Here is a 14299-nt window from a genome sequence, read left to right on the forward strand (position 1 = left end):
GTTTTACCCGGCAGCCGCTTCGTTGAGCGGTTGCCTCTTCAACGTCGGAGGACACTGTGTCGCACAGTAGCAAGGCCAAGACGAACAGGGTAAGCCTGTACAAACAGGCTGCAGCGATTGCGTCGAGCCGGGGGCGCAAGTCGGGCGCGACGATTTCGATGAAGCGCGACAAGTAAAGGCTGGTGCGCGGTCCTCGGAGTCCGCGAAGGAGGGCGTGGTGATTACGAGTGAATCAGTCGAAGAAACCGGCGGATGTGCGTGCGGCGCGGTGCGATTCCGCGTCAGCGCCCGGCCCCGGCGAGTGTCGATATGTCACTGCATGACGTGTCGGCGAATACATGGCAACGTGTTCGGCGGTTATGCCATGTTCGAGCGTGGCGCTGTGGAGTTTTCCGGCGCTACGCAGGCGTGGCAGAGTTCGCCTGAGGCGCGAAGACATTTTTGCCCGACATGTGGTTCGGTCGCGTTCATGGAATACCTCGGCAGCGACGAGCTGGATCTCCCGCTGGGAGGCTTCGACCGCGTCGGCCTGTATGAGCCGAGCTACGAGCTTTGGTGCTGCCATAAAGAGCCGTGGCTGCCCGGCGGAGTGCGCGCCGAATATAACGAGAACGGACCATGACGCTTGTTCGATGAAAGCAGGGGAAGTTTGATGGCGTGGATGCTACGGTCGCACTCCCAGTGCCGAACGCGGTTTGCTTGCTGGATCTGGATGTGCTCTCACCAGGCAAGAAGTACAAAGCCGGTATCAGTTGCCATAGCGCAATCCACGCGGGCGCCGCTGTGAGCGATCAATCGATGTCAGCCGCGGCTCTATCCTTGCAGACCGAATCCAACCGGCCGCCGCGGCATAAAGTTTGCAAAAGATGAGACGCGCAACCTTCTGGAGCCGGTCATGACCACCCAACCTGTCGCCCCTTCGCCAACTGACGAACTCGACACCGTTCCAGACACATCGAGTCCTGCCTACGCCGGCCGTCACCCGCTAACGCGTGTATTCGACCGGTTTGCAAGCCTCGTCACGCGATGGGCCGGATCACCCGCTGCGTTCTCTCTCGCCGTGCTGACAGTCGTTGCCTGGGTGGTTACGGGGCCTATCTTTCACTACTCGGACGGATGGCAACTTGTCATCAACACCGGGACCACCATCGTTACGTTTCTGATGGTCTTTCTGATCCAGCAGAGCCAGAACAAAGACAGCGTCGCGTTGCATCTGAAGCTGAATGAGCTGCTTTCCTCGCATCGAGCCGCAAACAACAATCTGATCGGCATCGAGGACGCGTCTGAGGAAGAACTCCGAAGGCTGGCAGCAGCTTACCTACGTTTGTCCACTCAGTGTGATGCTCAAGGTTCGCCCGGAAAGGGCGGCGTAGTAGAGGGACTTGCCGGGCATCCCGTCGAGAGTTGACTTCAGTGCTGGCGAACAGTGTCGCGCGAAGCGTTGCATCAACGTTTCATGGCTCGCTTTTGTGAGCGGGCGTTCAGGGTGGAAGGCGAGTCGCTCGCCCGGTTTAGGCGATTGCGTGGGGCTGTGCCGGGAGCCTCGGAAAGGAGGGTGTGGAGATCGCCGACGAAGCGGCCGAAGCGCGCAGGCAACGAATTACCGCTTGGTATTCGATGATCACTCACCGTTTTTGGCGTTGGCCATTGCCGCGCATAGCCATGCCGAGCGCGTCACGGACCGTGCTCAAGCCTCTATACGCATACGCTGTCGGCCATCAACATCTGGATGTGGACATGCGACAGCGAAATTTTCGTTTCGCCCATATCGACACTATCCAAATGGAAATCACCACATGGACGCTTTAACGGCCATATGTGCGATTCGCGGTGCATCACTGCACCATTGCAATTGTCGTTTCCACTTTATCTGGCATGCGGGAGCATGTCCGTACGGTGCCGTACCGCGAAAGCCTTGTTTCTCGCGTGGAAATGGACAACGACGCTGCGAGGCATTCATACGTGGCGAATCAAGATCGAGTTCCGCCGCAGGCCCGTGAATATCCAGTTCCTACGGGCATTTCCCGTGTGCCTGATCCATCGTTTGGTCGTTACGAATTGAGCCGAGTCCGTGTCGCGCTCCTTTTCTTCCACAACCACTGGCATGCCATCATCCGTCGCATTTTCCGCGGCTTCTCTTCGCCTTCTGTTTTCTTCCAATTCCTCTGTATTGACCTGATCATCATTCATGATTCTCTCCTACCAAAAGAAAACGGCTTCACCAACGGGATGTCGGCATCCGTCCCATAGCGTCGGCGACGGGGCACATACGTAGTTCGGGGCACGCTCTTCTTTGCACGTCAGCGCGTACGATCTTTTTCGTACACGAAGTGCCGCCGGCATCGACGTCCGGAATAGTTGCGTTGCACCGACCGAAGCAACGAGTGAAAGCGGCGAGACACGATTCGGACAGGACGATACAGAAACGCGTTCGCTGAGCCAGTGGCAAGTGCCGCCGTTGACTCTTCAGGCCCTGCAGTCAGTGTGCGAATCCGAAACGGCCGCGTGCCGCATGCCAGTAGGCTTGCCGGTCAATCAAGTGGATGTGGTCAGAGACCTCGGCGTCAACGCTCTGCCGACGGCGCTGAATAGCGCCACTTGCTTGCGTTTGAATCGATGCGGGCATCATTGACGCGTCGTTTTTCCGCCCGTGCACGATCCGCCTGTTCGAGGGAGAGTGCTTGTGCCTGACGCGACAGAGCATATTCGCTCACGTTGCCAGACGTACGTGCTGCATTTTTGATTTGTGATCGCATGATGATTCCAGAACAAGGGACACTAAGTGCGACCCATGTACTGACTGTATACCCATCGCCCGATGCAAGCACGCTTTCCTTTACAAAGGTGAAAACCGGAACGGTAGGGCTGCTTTTTTCTCGAACGCGCAACGGCACGCTGGAAATCTTCGGCAACGCATCCTTTCGCGTGTTTGCAAAAGGTGTTCATCAAAACAGTGCCCGCGAGGCAGTGCGGGCACTTTGACTCTTTAGCGTTCGTCAGAGCGTGTTTATCAGCCGTGCTGAAGTAACTGGTCCAACATCGTAGGCAACAGATTTCGGGGCCGGCTCTGTGATCTTGGAGGGCATCTCAGGCGACCGCGGACGGCACGCGCCTCGATCATACAAAAGCAACCCTTCGACCTAGAACAGCGGGTGCTCGTGCGGATATAGCGCCGTCCTGAGGGCAAAGCCACCGAGGACAACGAAGATGACGGCGGCCAGAATGTGGACCGCCTTGGTTGGCAGACGGTCGGCGAACTTGTGCCCCAGGTAGATGACGGGCACGTTTGCCAGCATCATGCCGAGCGTGGTGCCGGCGACCACCCCGAAGAACTCGTGAAATCGCGCAGCCAGAGCGATCGTTACGATCTGCGTCTTGTCACCCATTTCGGCCAGAAAGAACGTTAGAGCCGTGGTGCCGAACACGCCCATCGGATGCCTGGTCGACACCGCCTCGGCACCGTCGAGCTTGTCGGGGATCAGAATCCAGACGGCCATGACGGCAAATGATGCGACGACCGCCCAGTTCAGGATCGTGGGGCTCAGAACGCTCGCGAGCCATGCCCCCAACGCGCCGGACGCCGCATGATTGACGAGCGTTGCGACAAAGACGCCGAGAATAATCGGAATGGGCTTGCGATATCTGGCAGCGAGCACCAAGGACAGCAGTTGGGTCTTGTCGCCGATTTCGGCTAGGCCGACCACGCTGGTCGAAACGAGGAACGATTGCATAGGTTGTGGGCCGGGCCGCGCAATAAGTACGCGATGACGCGCATTCCGGCGACCCGGTCAGGTCGGAATGCGAGTCATCGGTCTTGCCAGGCATAGTGCTGTGCACGCCATGGCGGTCTGTCGACCACCAAGTATGTTGACGGGCACCCTCGAACATTGCGCTCGAGGCGGCTACTCCCCAATGAGAGGGGCGATTCTACAGTGTCCTGGCCCGGTAACGCAAATCGTCAGCTTTCCGAAAGCCAGTGCGTCGAGACGGAACGGCGTGAGGTTACGAATGCGGAATCTGGCAGACGGAGGCAAGGGCGCCAGTTAAGGGCGAGCATTGGGGCCGTTGTAACCGACTGTAATTGGTGGCGCTCGTCCAGCGGGAATAAAAATCCTACCGATACCGTTCACAGGGAGCCGTCATGGTTCCCTTTCGCTTTGTCAGCCAGACGCGGGCAAGAGCGGGCGACGAGTTGCAACGGCACGAAGTGGACTTCCACGGCAGATTCCGTCGACGGGGGTCTCAACCTTGAATAACAGGAAGAAAAATCAGATTTCTTATGAATATAAATCGTAATGATTTGCATTCTGAAGAAGGATTTCTATGCGGACGCGCTTGCGTTGGCAGCCGCTACGTAGGGGCGCAAGCAGGGTCGCGAACCGGCAACAGACAAATGAGACAGGAGAATGAAACGTGAAGAAAGTGGATGTCCGAAGGTTTGGGAAAAGGGCGAGCGTGGGACTGACCACTTCACTTATTGCACTGACGCTGGCGCATTCGGCTGCGGCACAGGACTCACTGCCATCGGGCGGCGAACAGGACGGTGTCGCCGACGCGCCGACACTGCCGCCCGTACAGGTTCGCGCGGCAACACCCGGGCAAGTCATTCAGGACGATAACGTGAACGACCCAGACCAGGTTGCCGCCGTAAGCAAGACAGGAACCGCGCTCAAGGATTTGCCGGCAAGCGTGCAGGTGATCCCGCGCGCGCTGATGACCGAGCAGGGCGCGACGATGCTTCGGCAAGGCGTCAGCAACGCCAGCGGTGTGAATGTCGGTGGTCAGGATACGAAGGGCTATTACGACCATTTTCTGATTCGCGGCCTGAACGCGCAGATCTACAACGACGGATTCTCCGACGGAGACCTTTTGGGCGGCATCTCGCATTCGTTGAACGGTGTCGAGCACATCGAGATTCTGGAAGGCCCGGGGTCGGCGCTGTTCGGCAGTGGTCCGCCGGGAGGCACGATCAATATCGTCCACTACACGCCATCTTCCGACTTCCACTACGGCGGCAATATACAGTCGGGCTCGTTTGGCACGATCTCCGGTAGCGGCTACGTGACGGGACCAACAGGCATATCGGGGTTGAACTATCGGGTCGATGCAACCGTATCGCGTTCCGATGGATTTCGCGATCTGGCGAGCCGTGACGAGGAAATCAGACCCGCCTTCGAATGGAAGCTCGACAATCACAAGATCAATTTCTCACTCGATGCGCGCGACATTCACGAAACGCCTGACTCGTATGGTCTGATCTATTTTCATGGCTCACCCATCACGAACGTATCAATCGATTCGAAGTATTCGACGCCCTTTGCGTTCGCGCGCGGCGACTACGTCCGCCCGACGCTCACCGACGAGTGGAAGGTCAATGACTTTCTGACTATCAATAACCGCTTCTCGTATTTGCACCGAAGCCTCGATGTGCTCGGCAATGGCGATAGCACGAGTACGAAGGTGAGCGGCAATGAAGTGGTCGGCCGGCAGCTACGGCGGCAGGATGATTCGGATAACAGTTTCGACTATCAGCTGGAGCCGGTGTGGCGGTTTGGGACCGGCAGCGTCAAACACACGCTGCTCACGGGATTCGAATATCAGCATCAGACGATCGATACTGAGCGCACCACGGCGGATCTGCCGAACATACCGAACGCATTCGCTCCTGTGCCACCGGAGACGTCGCTCGCCGGGCTGGCGTTTCTTTGCGACGCGAAGCATTCGTGTGATAACGATCACCTGGTTGCAAATTACTACAGCGTTTATGCAACCGATCAGATCGACGTGACCGACAAGCTGAAAGTTCGCGCGGGCGTGCGCAAGGACTGGTGGGACACGTCGCTCACGCCGAATATCACGGTGCCTGGCCGCTTCGACACAGAAGGGCAGCCGCTGGTCGCCGGTGTGACCGACTCACGCAACGATGCGCCGGTGAGCTGGAACATTGGCGTGCTGTACAAGGCACTGCCGTGGATGTCGCCGTACTTTGGCGTGTCGAAGAGTCATCTCGCCAACTTCAACTCCGAAAACACGCAAAATGGAATCGGCGCGCCGGAATCCGCCTTGCAATACGAGGCGGGCATCAAGTTCTCGTTTCTCGACGACCGGTATGTCCTGAATACGGCGTTGTTCGACGTGGAGCGCGATAACGTGGCTGCGCTGACCACGATCAACAATGTGGAAAGCGTCGTCTTCGACAGTCAGAGGACGAAGGGCGCCGAGGCGTCTCTTGACGCAAGCATTACCTCGCAGTGGCACGTCGTCGCCAATTTCACGGCGCAAGACGCGAAGATCACCGACAATCCGCAAGGGGTGGCGTCGGTGGGCAATCGTCCGCAAGGCGCGCCTGCATACATTGCGAACCTCTGGACAACGTATGACTTTTCCATCGCGGGCCTGCCGGGTTTTCATGTCGGTGCAGGCGTCAACTATGTCAGCAAGACCTATAGCGACATCACGAACGCCAATTCCATTCCGTCGTATGTGATTGCGAATGCCGCGCTTGGCTATGAAACGCACCGGTGGGGCGTCGACCTCAACATTCACAATCTCACGGATCGGCGCTACTTCATTGCTGCAAATGCTGCCGGAGCGTATGTCGGTGAATCGTTGAGTGCGTTTGTGAACCTTCACGCCAATTTTTGAACCTCGGGACTTGTCGGCCGGTGAAGTCGCGGGCGCTCAACTGGATTCATGAATAGACGTTGAGACAGTGACGCGGTTTGCGTCACCAGTCACGTTCGCGGTCGCGAGCGGTCACCCGGATCAGCTCACGAGTGACCGCCGCAAGGACTCGAGAAAGCCTTCCTCGAGCCGAGTAGTCAGGCGAAACCTGGGGCGGCACTCATCCTTGCGACCGCCACGACCTTTATCATCCCTGGAGTTACATCCGCCGCGCGAGCGTATCGGACGGTGATTCGCCGAATCGTTTCCTGTACTCGATCGAAAATCGCCCTAAGTGCATGAAGCCGCAATCCAGAGCGACGTCTGAGACATAGACGCCGGCTGTCGCTTCACGAAGAATCTTGTGCGCCTTGTCGAGACGTATTTGTCGTAGATACTGCGTGGGGCTGATGCCCCGGAACTGCTGGAAGCCATCACGCAGTGTCCGCTCGGCCAACCCTAGCGCCATTGCCATATCCGGCAGTCTCAAGACCTCTCCGCAATGTTCGCGCATGTAATCCTCGGCCCGCTTAACGAAGCCTGGCGACGCCGTCCGACGATTCGGCTCAGGCGCCGCGGTTGTGTGGCCTGGCGTCAGCAACTCCAGCAGTAGTCGACCCATTTGCCTGCCAACGCCATCATTCTTTCGAGCCAGATCGAGCAGAGCCGAGGAATTGGCAATCAGATTGAGTTGCTGCATCCAGCCTCCAAGCGCCGGGCTGTCGACGTGAATGTGCGAGCCGAGGCCGAGGCCGAGGCGCGCGGACCACGCTTGACAGCCTGGCAGATCAGTGTCAATGCGCAGAATGAACTGCTCGCAATCCGGCGAAAGAACGGCGTCGAACGCCTCGCCCGCAGCACATAGCACCGCGTTCGACTGATCCACGCAGACAGTTCGCCCTCTTGTCCGTACTTTCGCCTGACCGGTGACGCAAAACATCAACAGGTGATAGCCGTCAACCGCTTCGACATCAACGCGCATTGCGGTTCCGAACGCAATGGTGCCGATCCCGACGCCGCCGAGCCTGACAAAGTCCATATGCGAGAGGCCAGCCTTTGCGCCAGAGGGCACGAGAAGGTGGGGCTGCATCACACGGGAGATGCGCTCACGCGTTTCATCGAGATCAGCGGATTCGAAGAGTCTGAATTCGCGCAAGGCCGGCGCGCTAAACGGAGACGTGAGCATGACTAACCGATAGGTAAGTGCTGCAATGATTCAACTGTGGAAGTGTGGCTTAAAAATGGCCACGGCGAAACACGATTCACCCTTCCCGACGAAACGTGCCGAAAATGGATAGCGCATCCAGTTCCCACCGGAAACGGATAGCGAATGCTTTTTGGCAGCGTCAGCATACCTCCATGGCGATATTCCAAACATGGAGAAGCATGATGCAAACGACTGAGATACTCCTGCGGCCAGCCGCCGAACTGGACGATGATTTCGTCAGATTTCCGCACACTGACGGCTCGCGTGTCCCGTACAAGGTGTTCAGCTCTCAAGCGGTATTCGAACGGGAGCAGGCACGGATTTTCCGCGGCCCGACATGGAACTTTGTGGCCCTCGATGCTGAGATTCCGAATATCGGCGACTTCAAGAGCACGTTCGTTGGCGATACGCCGGTTGTCGTTACCCGCATGGAAGACGGCGTGGTTGCTGCGTGGGTCAATCGCTGCGCGCATCGAGGTGCGATGGTTTGCCGGAAGGCGCGCGGCAACGCGACGTCGCACACCTGCGTCTATCACCAGTGGAGTTTCGACAACGGCGGCAATCTGCTCGGCGTTCCGTTTCGCCGCGGGCAAAAAGGCATGTCCGGGATGCCCGCGGACTTCGATCCGAAGGCGCACAGTCTGAAGCAACTGCGTGTCGAGACCTATCGCGGCCTCGTATTCGCCACGTTCAGCAGCGAAGTGGCTCCGTTGCCGGAATACCTTGGCAACGAAATGCGCCCGTGGATCGACCGCATCTTCCACAAGCCCATCGAATATCTCGGTTGCACGCGCCAGTTCTCCGGATCGAACTGGAAGCTCTACATGGAGAACGTGAAGGATCCGTACCACGCGAGCATGCTGCATCTCTTTCACACCACCTTCAACATCTTCCGCGTGGGCATGAAGGCGCGTTCGATCCCGGATGCGAATCATGGCCTGCACAGCATCATTACCGTGACGAAAACGGAGGACGACACGTCGAGCGCGTACAAGCAGCAAAACATCCGCTCGTTCGACGAGGGCTTCGCGCTGGAAGATGATTCGATTCTTGCGCTCGTTCCCGAATTCGAAGAAGACACAACCAATCACATCCAGCCGATTTTCCCGCAACTGGTGATCCAGCAGATTCACAACACGCTGGTTGCACGTCAATTGCTGGCGAAGGGGCCGGACAGCTTCGAGCTGATTTTCCACTTCTTCGGCTATACGGACGACACCCCGGAAATGCGTGCGCTGCGCATCAAGCAGGCCAACCTCGTCGGACCGGCAGGGTACATCTCGATGGAGGATACGGAGGCCACCGAACTCGTGCAGCAAGGTACGGTGCGCGACGCCGACGCGACCTCGGTCATCGAGATGTCGCGTGGAAATCCCGATCAGCAGGACACGGTCATTACGGAAAGCCTGATCCGCAAATTCTGGGTCGGCTATCAGAAGCTCATGGGTTATTGAATCAAGGGGTGTCGAGAGATGGAACAGGAAACACAACTTTGGATTGACCTCCATATGCTGCAAAGCCGCTACGTCAACGCGCTGGACAATGATCGGCTCGAAGCCTGGCCCGACTTCTTCGTCGAGGACTGCCTGTACGAGATCGTTCCCCGCGAGAATGACGACGCCGGCTTGCCAATCGGCATCATTCACTGCACGAATCAGCGCATGTTGCGCGATCGGGTCGTGTCGTTGCGTAACGCAAACATCTTCGAAGAACACTCCTACCGTCACATGACGTCCGGTTTGACGGTCCTCGAACATTCCGCAGATGAAGTACGCACGGAGAGCAGTTACGTCGTCGTTCAAACGCTGACAAACGGTGAGTCGTTCGTCTACCAGGCGGGTCGTTATCTTGACCGCGTGGTTCGGACGCCCGATGGCTGGCGCTACGCTGAAAAGCGTGTGATCTACGACACGTCGCGGGTACGGACGCTGCTCGCAACGCCGATCTGAATGGAGGTTTGAATGTCGGAAATTATGCAGTGGGTTGACGTGGGCGCGACGAGTGACTTTGCGGAGGACGAGCCGGCTCAGGTTGCCGTCGGCGCCCATCCGGTAGCGGTGTTCCGCGCTGATGGCGAATGGTTTGCGCTGCACGACCTGTGCTCTCACGGTCATGCGCGCCTGTCGGAGGGATTCGTCGAGAACGGCTGCGTCGAATGCCCGCTTCACCAGGGGCTGATTGACCTGCGTACGGGTGCACCGTGCTCTGCTCCGATTACCGAACCGGTTCGCACGTATCCGATTCGGGTGGTCAATGGTCGAGTGGAAATCGGCAGTAGCGGAACAGAGTGACGGTCGGGCAACTGCGGGAGCTGATCTATGCAGAATCAAAATCTTGTTATTGTCGGTGGCGGTCAAGCCGGCCGCAGGGCGGCGGAAGTGTTGCGCGAGCGCGCGCCCGACGCGCGCATCTGCATTATTGGTGATGAAACCCATCTGCCGTATGACCGGCCGTCGCTTTCGAAAGATGCGCTGCTCGACGCAGAGCGGGAGCGGCACGCGTTTATTCGAAACGTCGACTACTACCGCAGCCAGCGCATTGAAGTGCGGCTGGGACTGACAGTCACGGCGATCAATCGCACGGACCGTTTGCTCACCTTGAGCGATGGTTCGGAGATCGCTTACGACCGTCTTCTGCTGGCGACCGGATCGCGTGTCCGAAAATTGCAAGGTGGTCCCGTGCATTACCTGCGCACGCTCGACGATGCCCGGAATCTGAGAATGCGGCTCGCACAAGGGGCGCGAGTCGTGATCGTGGGAGGCGGATTCATTGGACTGGAGGTCGCGGCAACCGCCATCGGCCGAGGATGCGCAGTGACGCTCGTGGAACCGGCTGACCGGTTGCTCAAGCGCTCGATGCCGCCGGAAGTCAGCGAGTTCATGCGACAACTCCACGTCAGTCGCGGCGTGGAATTTCGCCTTGGAGCGCAGGTCACGGATATCCGGCAGGCGCTCGACGGTTCGGTGCGCGTTGCAACCAGCGAAGGCGAACTGTTCGCGGACGTAGTCGTGGCCGGCATTGGTGTAGTGCCGAACACGGAGCTGGCTCAGCAGGCCGGACTCGAGGTTAGAGATGGCATCGTGGTCAACGACGAATGCCGCACATCCGACCCGGACATTTTCGCTGCCGGCGAGGTCACGCAGCACTTCGTCACCTCGATCGGACGTCACTTGCGTGTCGAATCCTGGCAGGTTGCGGAGAAGCAGCCGGCAGTGGCGGCCGCCAACATGCTCGGTGCGACCGAGCGCTATGATGAAACGCCATGGCTTTGGTCGGATCAATACGACTGTAATGTGCAATCGCTTGGCACTTTCGAAGGTGCTCATACGGCGGTCCTGCGCGGTGCGATTTCCGATGGCACTTTCAGCATGATCGGCCTCAATGACGCCGGCAACGTACGGGCCGCGGTAACGGTCAACAATGGCAAGGACATGGCCATATTCGTAAGAATGGTCGCTGGTGGTCCGGTAGACGCGAATCAGTTGGCCGATACGTCCGTCTCGCTTCGCTCGCTACTCAAGCGATAGCTGCCTGCGGTGTTTCTCTAGAGGCCGATCTTGCGGAATGCAAGGTTGGCCTCTTTTCGCTCTCATTGTCCGCGAACGAAATTATTGTGTGTAGTCTGGGGGAATGCGGATCGTGTGCGGTAGGCGGCCAGTGCTGCGACCGGCTCTCCACTTGATGCAGGCTCGGTCATTTCGAGCGTGGCCGCCGCAGGCGGTGACAGCGAGTTCAAAGTTCGAGGCAGAATCTAGTCCACCGGATTGCCGTCAGTAAGCTCGAGAACGCCTTGGTTCAGCCAGGGTTCGATTCACCCACATGCCCGTTCGGAGCAGGCGGACTGGTTTCCGTTCGAACAGGTGCGGCGGCCGCGGCGCATCCCGACCACCGTTGCGCCCGATGCGCACCATCGCAATAGGGCTTGCTCTCCGAGTGCCCGCATCGACAGAGACTGAAGATGCCACTGTTCGGAAAGCGATTGCCCAACGCGTCGACGATTTCAAACTCGCCGACCAGATGAAGCGGGCCGGCGTCCATGATTTGACCTTTGACGATAGACATAGCAGTGCCAAGTGGAACCTGATTATTGCGGAGCGACGCTGGTATTCGACGTCGGAGCGGAGCCGGCTTCGCTTTGCGGTCCTCTCGGAGAACTCGCGAAGCCGGCAGTCTCGTGCGATGCATCACAGAACGGTAGCCGCGTTGACAGGCCGCATCGGCATAACGTGTAGACCTTGCGAGCGCGTACGATCTGCCCGTTGTCATCCACAAGTTCGAAGTCGCCCGTCAGTTGCATGGGACCGTTGTCTACTATTTGAACCCTGTTGGTCATGGAGAATGTCCGCTGTGTCGTAGTAAGTGACGTCGCTTGCCGCTATCAATCGGATTTACCAACGGCTTGCAGGTCCGGATGGACGGCGTCCACCGGCTGACCCAGCGAATAGAAAGTGCCGCGATTGCAAACTAGCGGTCGATCATCCGTGCGGTGAATCTGCAATGCTTCGCCAACCAGAATGGTGTGGTCACCGCCTTCATATGCGGCCCAGCGACGGCATAGAAACCAGCCCATCGTCCCGGTGAGAATAGGCGTGTCCGCGATCCATTCATGCGGAGGATCCCAGCGCTCGGGTATCCGGTTAGCGAAGTAGTGGCCGTGAAAGCCCTGGTTTTCAGCCAGAATGTTGATTGCGTAATAGTTGTCGCTCGACAGAAACGCATGCGACTTCGCAGTCTTCGCGATACTGACTGCTACCAGCTGAGGGTCGATTGAAACGGCTGCAAATGAACTCGCGGTCATCGCGTGCATGCCGCCCTGGCCGTCAGGCATGGAAACGACGGTGACGCCCGTCGTAAAGGCTCGGAGTCCTTTGCGGAACTCTTCGGGATCGATCTTCAACACTAGCCTCGTAGTTGGGGTTTGTGGGAGCGCGCGCCTGCATACGCTGGTCAAGTCCTATCGTTGCACTCGCCGGTCGCGATATCAAGACGGAACCGTGAAACGTCACGTTCCATGCGAGGAACAAGGTGGCGAGCGAATGCAAAGGCGAACGGTTGAGCAGCGCTCTCAAAGAGTGCTGGAAATCCCGGTTTGACAGATATTTTTGTCACCGCTACAAGTCGACAGATAAGGAATGAACTGCAGTTTGCCGAGTGGAAAGCATTTTGTTGCAATCGGGAACGGCGTCAGCTTCAACGGTTCGGCATCCAGAAACCTATGATTGAACTCATCGACATTCGCGTATTTTCGAAACTTTCCGAGTTGATGAGCTTCAGTGCGGTAGCGCGGGTGCTTGCGATGCCGAAATCTTCAGTCAGCCGGTCTCTGTCGCGGCTTGAGGAGCATCTGGGCGTGGCGCTGATTATCCGGTCCAATCGCAAGGTGGCGTTAACGGATACCGGTCTGCTATTCGCCGAGTCTGCAAGGAAGATACTCGACGACGTAGAAGAAGCGGAGGAGAAGGTCGGGCAGGTGCGACTGACGCCACGAGGACTTCTGCGGGTCAGCTCGCCAGTGACGCCCGGGCAGTTCATGATCGCGCCGCTGGTCCCCGCCTATCTCGCGGCCTATCCGGACGTCCAGGTGTCCCTGGAGCTCACCAGCAATAAGATGGAGCCGCTGACGGACGAAATGGATGTCGTCATTCGGACAGGCACACTGGAAGACTCCAGACTGATTGCAAGAAGACTGGGGAGTGCCCGGCTGGTCCTGGTTTCAACTCCTGCTTATCTCCGTAAGAGCGGCACACCTGAGTCGCCGGAAGATCTTCCGGCCCATTTTCTCCTCGACATTGCCGACGGCCCGTCCGAGTGGCGCTTGCGCCGAGCCGAGGAGTTGTCGACCGTCGGCGTCCATCCGCGCTTCTTTGCCAATGACACGAGCACACTCCGGACAGTCCTGTTGTCTGGATCGGGATTGGCCTGGTTGCCTGACTATCTGTGTCGTCAAGACATAGCAGATGGCAGATTGGTGCGCGTGATGCCGGATTGGGAAAGAGGCGAGCGGGAGATCAACGCGGTCTTTCCACGGCACCGAACGCTGTCGCCAAAAGTACGGTCATTCGTGGACTTTCTGGCCACTCATTTCAGCAGCGAAACGCGGTAGATCTCGCTGCGCTGACCTCCTTCCCCGAGAGGGGAATCCATTCGCTTCGGCGCTCCACGAGTGAAACGTGGCGCCGCGTCTCCACGCCAAATCTGAACGCTGGCTGATCCGCGCACTGGCGTCCTGCGGTGCAAGAAATCTTTTACCGAATCCCATAGGCACGTTCTCGCTAAAACCGTGAAAACCCGGATGACCAGATTCGGAATGTGGTGTTCCAGTCCGGAGCCTTGTGCGCTGAATAATGGCTGGGCACTTTTGAGTCATGCACGGAGCATGGTACGGCCAACTCAATCAATAGAACGTGCCGTCACGCAAGCAGCGATTTT

17 protein-coding genes and 1 riboswitch are annotated in these 14299 nt (G+C 58.1%); of the genes, 10 read left to right on the forward strand and 7 right to left on the reverse strand.

Translation table 11 applies throughout. The features are described from left to right. The first annotated feature begins 217 nt into the window (after window positions 1–217). From ACQKRQ_RS14335 to ACQKRQ_RS14345, 3 genes are all read left to right on the forward strand, one after another. Window positions 218–622: a GFA family protein gene (locus ACQKRQ_RS14335; protein WP_427477691.1), complete on the forward strand. Its 405-nt coding sequence runs from the start codon at window positions 218–220 to the stop codon at window positions 620–622. Window positions 623–895: 273 nt separating this feature from the next. After that, window positions 896–1408 (forward strand): low affinity iron permease family protein, encoded by a 513-nt coding sequence (locus tag ACQKRQ_RS14340; RefSeq protein ID WP_427477692.1) that lies wholly within the window; start codon window positions 896–898, stop codon window positions 1406–1408. Window positions 1409–1557: 149 nt separating this feature from the next. Further along, window positions 1558–1809, forward strand: coding sequence for a hypothetical protein (locus tag ACQKRQ_RS14345; RefSeq protein WP_427477694.1), 252 nt, complete (start codon window positions 1558–1560; stop codon window positions 1807–1809). Window positions 1810–1956: 147 nt separating this feature from the next. Here ACQKRQ_RS14345 and ACQKRQ_RS14350 read toward each other — a convergent pair whose 3' ends face one another. Next, a complete protein-coding gene (locus ACQKRQ_RS14350; RefSeq protein WP_427477696.1) occupies window positions 1957–2190 on the reverse strand; it encodes a hypothetical protein in 234 nt (77 codons plus the stop codon). A gap of 374 nt (window positions 2191–2564) precedes the next feature. Continuing rightward, window positions 2565–2756, reverse strand: a complete 192-nt coding sequence (locus ACQKRQ_RS14355) for a hypothetical protein (protein ID WP_427477698.1) — start codon at window positions 2754–2756, stop codon at window positions 2565–2567. Between ACQKRQ_RS14355 and ACQKRQ_RS14360 the strand changes: the two genes are divergently transcribed. Beyond that, a complete protein-coding gene (locus ACQKRQ_RS14360) occupies window positions 2755–2982 on the forward strand; it encodes a hypothetical protein (RefSeq protein ID WP_427477700.1) in 228 nt (75 codons plus the stop codon). The genes ACQKRQ_RS14355 and ACQKRQ_RS14360 overlap by 2 nt on opposite strands. Before the next feature lie 158 nt (window positions 2983–3140). Here the strand turns inward: ACQKRQ_RS14360 and ACQKRQ_RS14365 are convergent, their stop codons facing one another. After that, the gene (locus tag ACQKRQ_RS14365; RefSeq protein WP_132374566.1) at window positions 3141–3731 is read right to left on the reverse strand and encodes a TMEM165/GDT1 family protein; all 591 of its coding nucleotides are present in this window, start codon (window positions 3729–3731) and stop codon (window positions 3141–3143) included. A gap of 9 nt (window positions 3732–3740) precedes the next feature. Beyond that, window positions 3741–3923, reverse strand: a riboswitch (yybP-ykoY riboswitch). A gap of 532 nt (window positions 3924–4455) precedes the next feature. On the opposite strand from ACQKRQ_RS14365, the gene ACQKRQ_RS14370 reads away from it, so the two are divergent. Continuing rightward, window positions 4456–6645 (forward strand): TonB-dependent receptor, encoded by a 2190-nt coding sequence (locus ACQKRQ_RS14370; RefSeq protein WP_427477702.1) that lies wholly within the window; start codon window positions 4456–4458, stop codon window positions 6643–6645. Window positions 6646–6883: 238 nt separating this feature from the next. Here the strand turns inward: ACQKRQ_RS14370 and andR are convergent, their stop codons facing one another. Then, window positions 6884–7849: an anthranilate 1,2-dioxygenase regulatory protein AndR gene (gene andR / locus ACQKRQ_RS14375; RefSeq protein WP_427477703.1), complete on the reverse strand. Its 966-nt coding sequence runs from the start codon at window positions 7847–7849 to the stop codon at window positions 6884–6886. 203 nt (window positions 7850–8052) lie between these two features. Here andR and andAc point away from each other — a divergent pair, with 203 nt between their 5' ends. The 4 genes from andAc to ACQKRQ_RS14395 are packed head-to-tail and all read left to right on the forward strand — an operon-like array spanning window position 8053 to window position 11397. Beyond that, the gene (andAc, locus tag ACQKRQ_RS14380; RefSeq protein WP_427478337.1) at window positions 8053–9324 is read left to right on the forward strand and encodes an anthranilate 1,2-dioxygenase large subunit AndAc; all 1272 of its coding nucleotides are present in this window, start codon (window positions 8053–8055) and stop codon (window positions 9322–9324) included. Window positions 9325–9342: 18 nt separating this feature from the next. After that, window positions 9343–9819: an anthranilate 1,2-dioxygenase small subunit AndAd gene (gene andAd / locus ACQKRQ_RS14385; protein ID WP_427477705.1), complete on the forward strand. Its 477-nt coding sequence runs from the start codon at window positions 9343–9345 to the stop codon at window positions 9817–9819. Window positions 9820–9831: 12 nt separating this feature from the next. Further along, window positions 9832–10161, forward strand: coding sequence for an anthranilate 1,2-dioxygenase ferredoxin subunit AndAb (gene andAb / locus ACQKRQ_RS14390; RefSeq protein WP_408282472.1), 330 nt, complete (start codon window positions 9832–9834; stop codon window positions 10159–10161). A gap of 27 nt (window positions 10162–10188) precedes the next feature. Further along, window positions 10189–11397, forward strand: a complete 1209-nt coding sequence (locus ACQKRQ_RS14395; RefSeq protein ID WP_427477707.1) for an NAD(P)/FAD-dependent oxidoreductase — start codon at window positions 10189–10191, stop codon at window positions 11395–11397. Between the two features lie 268 nt (window positions 11398–11665). Here the strand turns inward: ACQKRQ_RS14395 and ACQKRQ_RS14400 are convergent, their stop codons facing one another. Genes ACQKRQ_RS14400 through ACQKRQ_RS14410 form a run of 3 tightly spaced genes read right to left on the reverse strand, consistent with a single transcriptional unit; the run spans window position 11666 to window position 12767 of the window. Then, the gene (locus tag ACQKRQ_RS14400; protein WP_427478339.1) at window positions 11666–12055 is read right to left on the reverse strand and encodes a CDGSH iron-sulfur domain-containing protein; all 390 of its coding nucleotides are present in this window, start codon (window positions 12053–12055) and stop codon (window positions 11666–11668) included. Further along, the gene (locus ACQKRQ_RS14405) at window positions 11955–12203 is read right to left on the reverse strand and encodes a CDGSH iron-sulfur domain-containing protein (protein ID WP_427477709.1); all 249 of its coding nucleotides are present in this window, start codon (window positions 12201–12203) and stop codon (window positions 11955–11957) included. Before ACQKRQ_RS14405 ends, ACQKRQ_RS14400 begins: the two co-directional genes overlap by 101 nt. 45 nt (window positions 12204–12248) lie before the next feature. Further along, entirely contained in the window at window positions 12249–12767 is a 519-nt protein-coding gene (locus tag ACQKRQ_RS14410) for a flavin reductase family protein (RefSeq protein WP_427477710.1), read from the reverse strand. A gap of 192 nt (window positions 12768–12959) precedes the next feature. Here ACQKRQ_RS14410 and ACQKRQ_RS14415 point away from each other — a divergent pair, with 192 nt between their 5' ends. After that, on the forward strand, window positions 12960–13973 hold the full coding sequence (locus ACQKRQ_RS14415; protein ID WP_427477712.1) for a LysR substrate-binding domain-containing protein: 1014 nt from the start codon (window positions 12960–12962) through the stop codon (window positions 13971–13973). The last annotated feature ends 326 nt before the right edge of the window (window positions 13974–14299 follow it).

This window comes from Paraburkholderia sp. NPDC080076, from assembly GCF_050281145.1.
Classification (GTDB): domain Bacteria; phylum Pseudomonadota; class Gammaproteobacteria; order Burkholderiales; family Burkholderiaceae; genus Paraburkholderia.

Coding starts and splice junctions, on each gene's coding strand:
- ACQKRQ_RS14340 (WP_427477692.1), top strand. CDS start 896: ATGACCACCCAACCTGTCGCCCCTTCGCCAACTGACGAACTCGACACC.
- ACQKRQ_RS14350 (WP_427477696.1), bottom strand. CDS start 2,190: ATGAATGATGATCAGGTCAATACAGAGGAATTGGAAGAAAACAGAAGG.
- ACQKRQ_RS14360 (WP_427477700.1), top strand. CDS start 2,755: ATGATGATTCCAGAACAAGGGACACTAAGTGCGACCCATGTACTGACT.
- ACQKRQ_RS14355 (WP_427477698.1), bottom strand. CDS start 2,756: ATGCGATCACAAATCAAAAATGCAGCACGTACGTCTGGCAACGTGAGC.
- ACQKRQ_RS14365 (WP_132374566.1), bottom strand. CDS start 3,731: ATGCAATCGTTCCTCGTTTCGACCAGCGTGGTCGGCCTAGCCGAAATC.
- andR (WP_427477703.1), bottom strand. CDS start 7,849: ATGCTCACGTCTCCGTTTAGCGCGCCGGCCTTGCGCGAATTCAGACTC.
- andAc (WP_427478337.1), top strand. CDS start 8,053: ATGCAAACGACTGAGATACTCCTGCGGCCAGCCGCCGAACTGGACGAT.
- andAd (WP_427477705.1), top strand. CDS start 9,343: ATGGAACAGGAAACACAACTTTGGATTGACCTCCATATGCTGCAAAGC.
- andAb (WP_408282472.1), top strand. CDS start 9,832: ATGTCGGAAATTATGCAGTGGGTTGACGTGGGCGCGACGAGTGACTTT.
- ACQKRQ_RS14395 (WP_427477707.1), top strand. CDS start 10,189: ATGCAGAATCAAAATCTTGTTATTGTCGGTGGCGGTCAAGCCGGCCGC.
- ACQKRQ_RS14400 (WP_427478339.1), bottom strand. CDS start 12,055: ATGCATCGCACGAGACTGCCGGCTTCGCGAGTTCTCCGAGAGGACCGC.
- ACQKRQ_RS14405 (WP_427477709.1), bottom strand. CDS start 12,203: ATGACCAACAGGGTTCAAATAGTAGACAACGGTCCCATGCAACTGACG.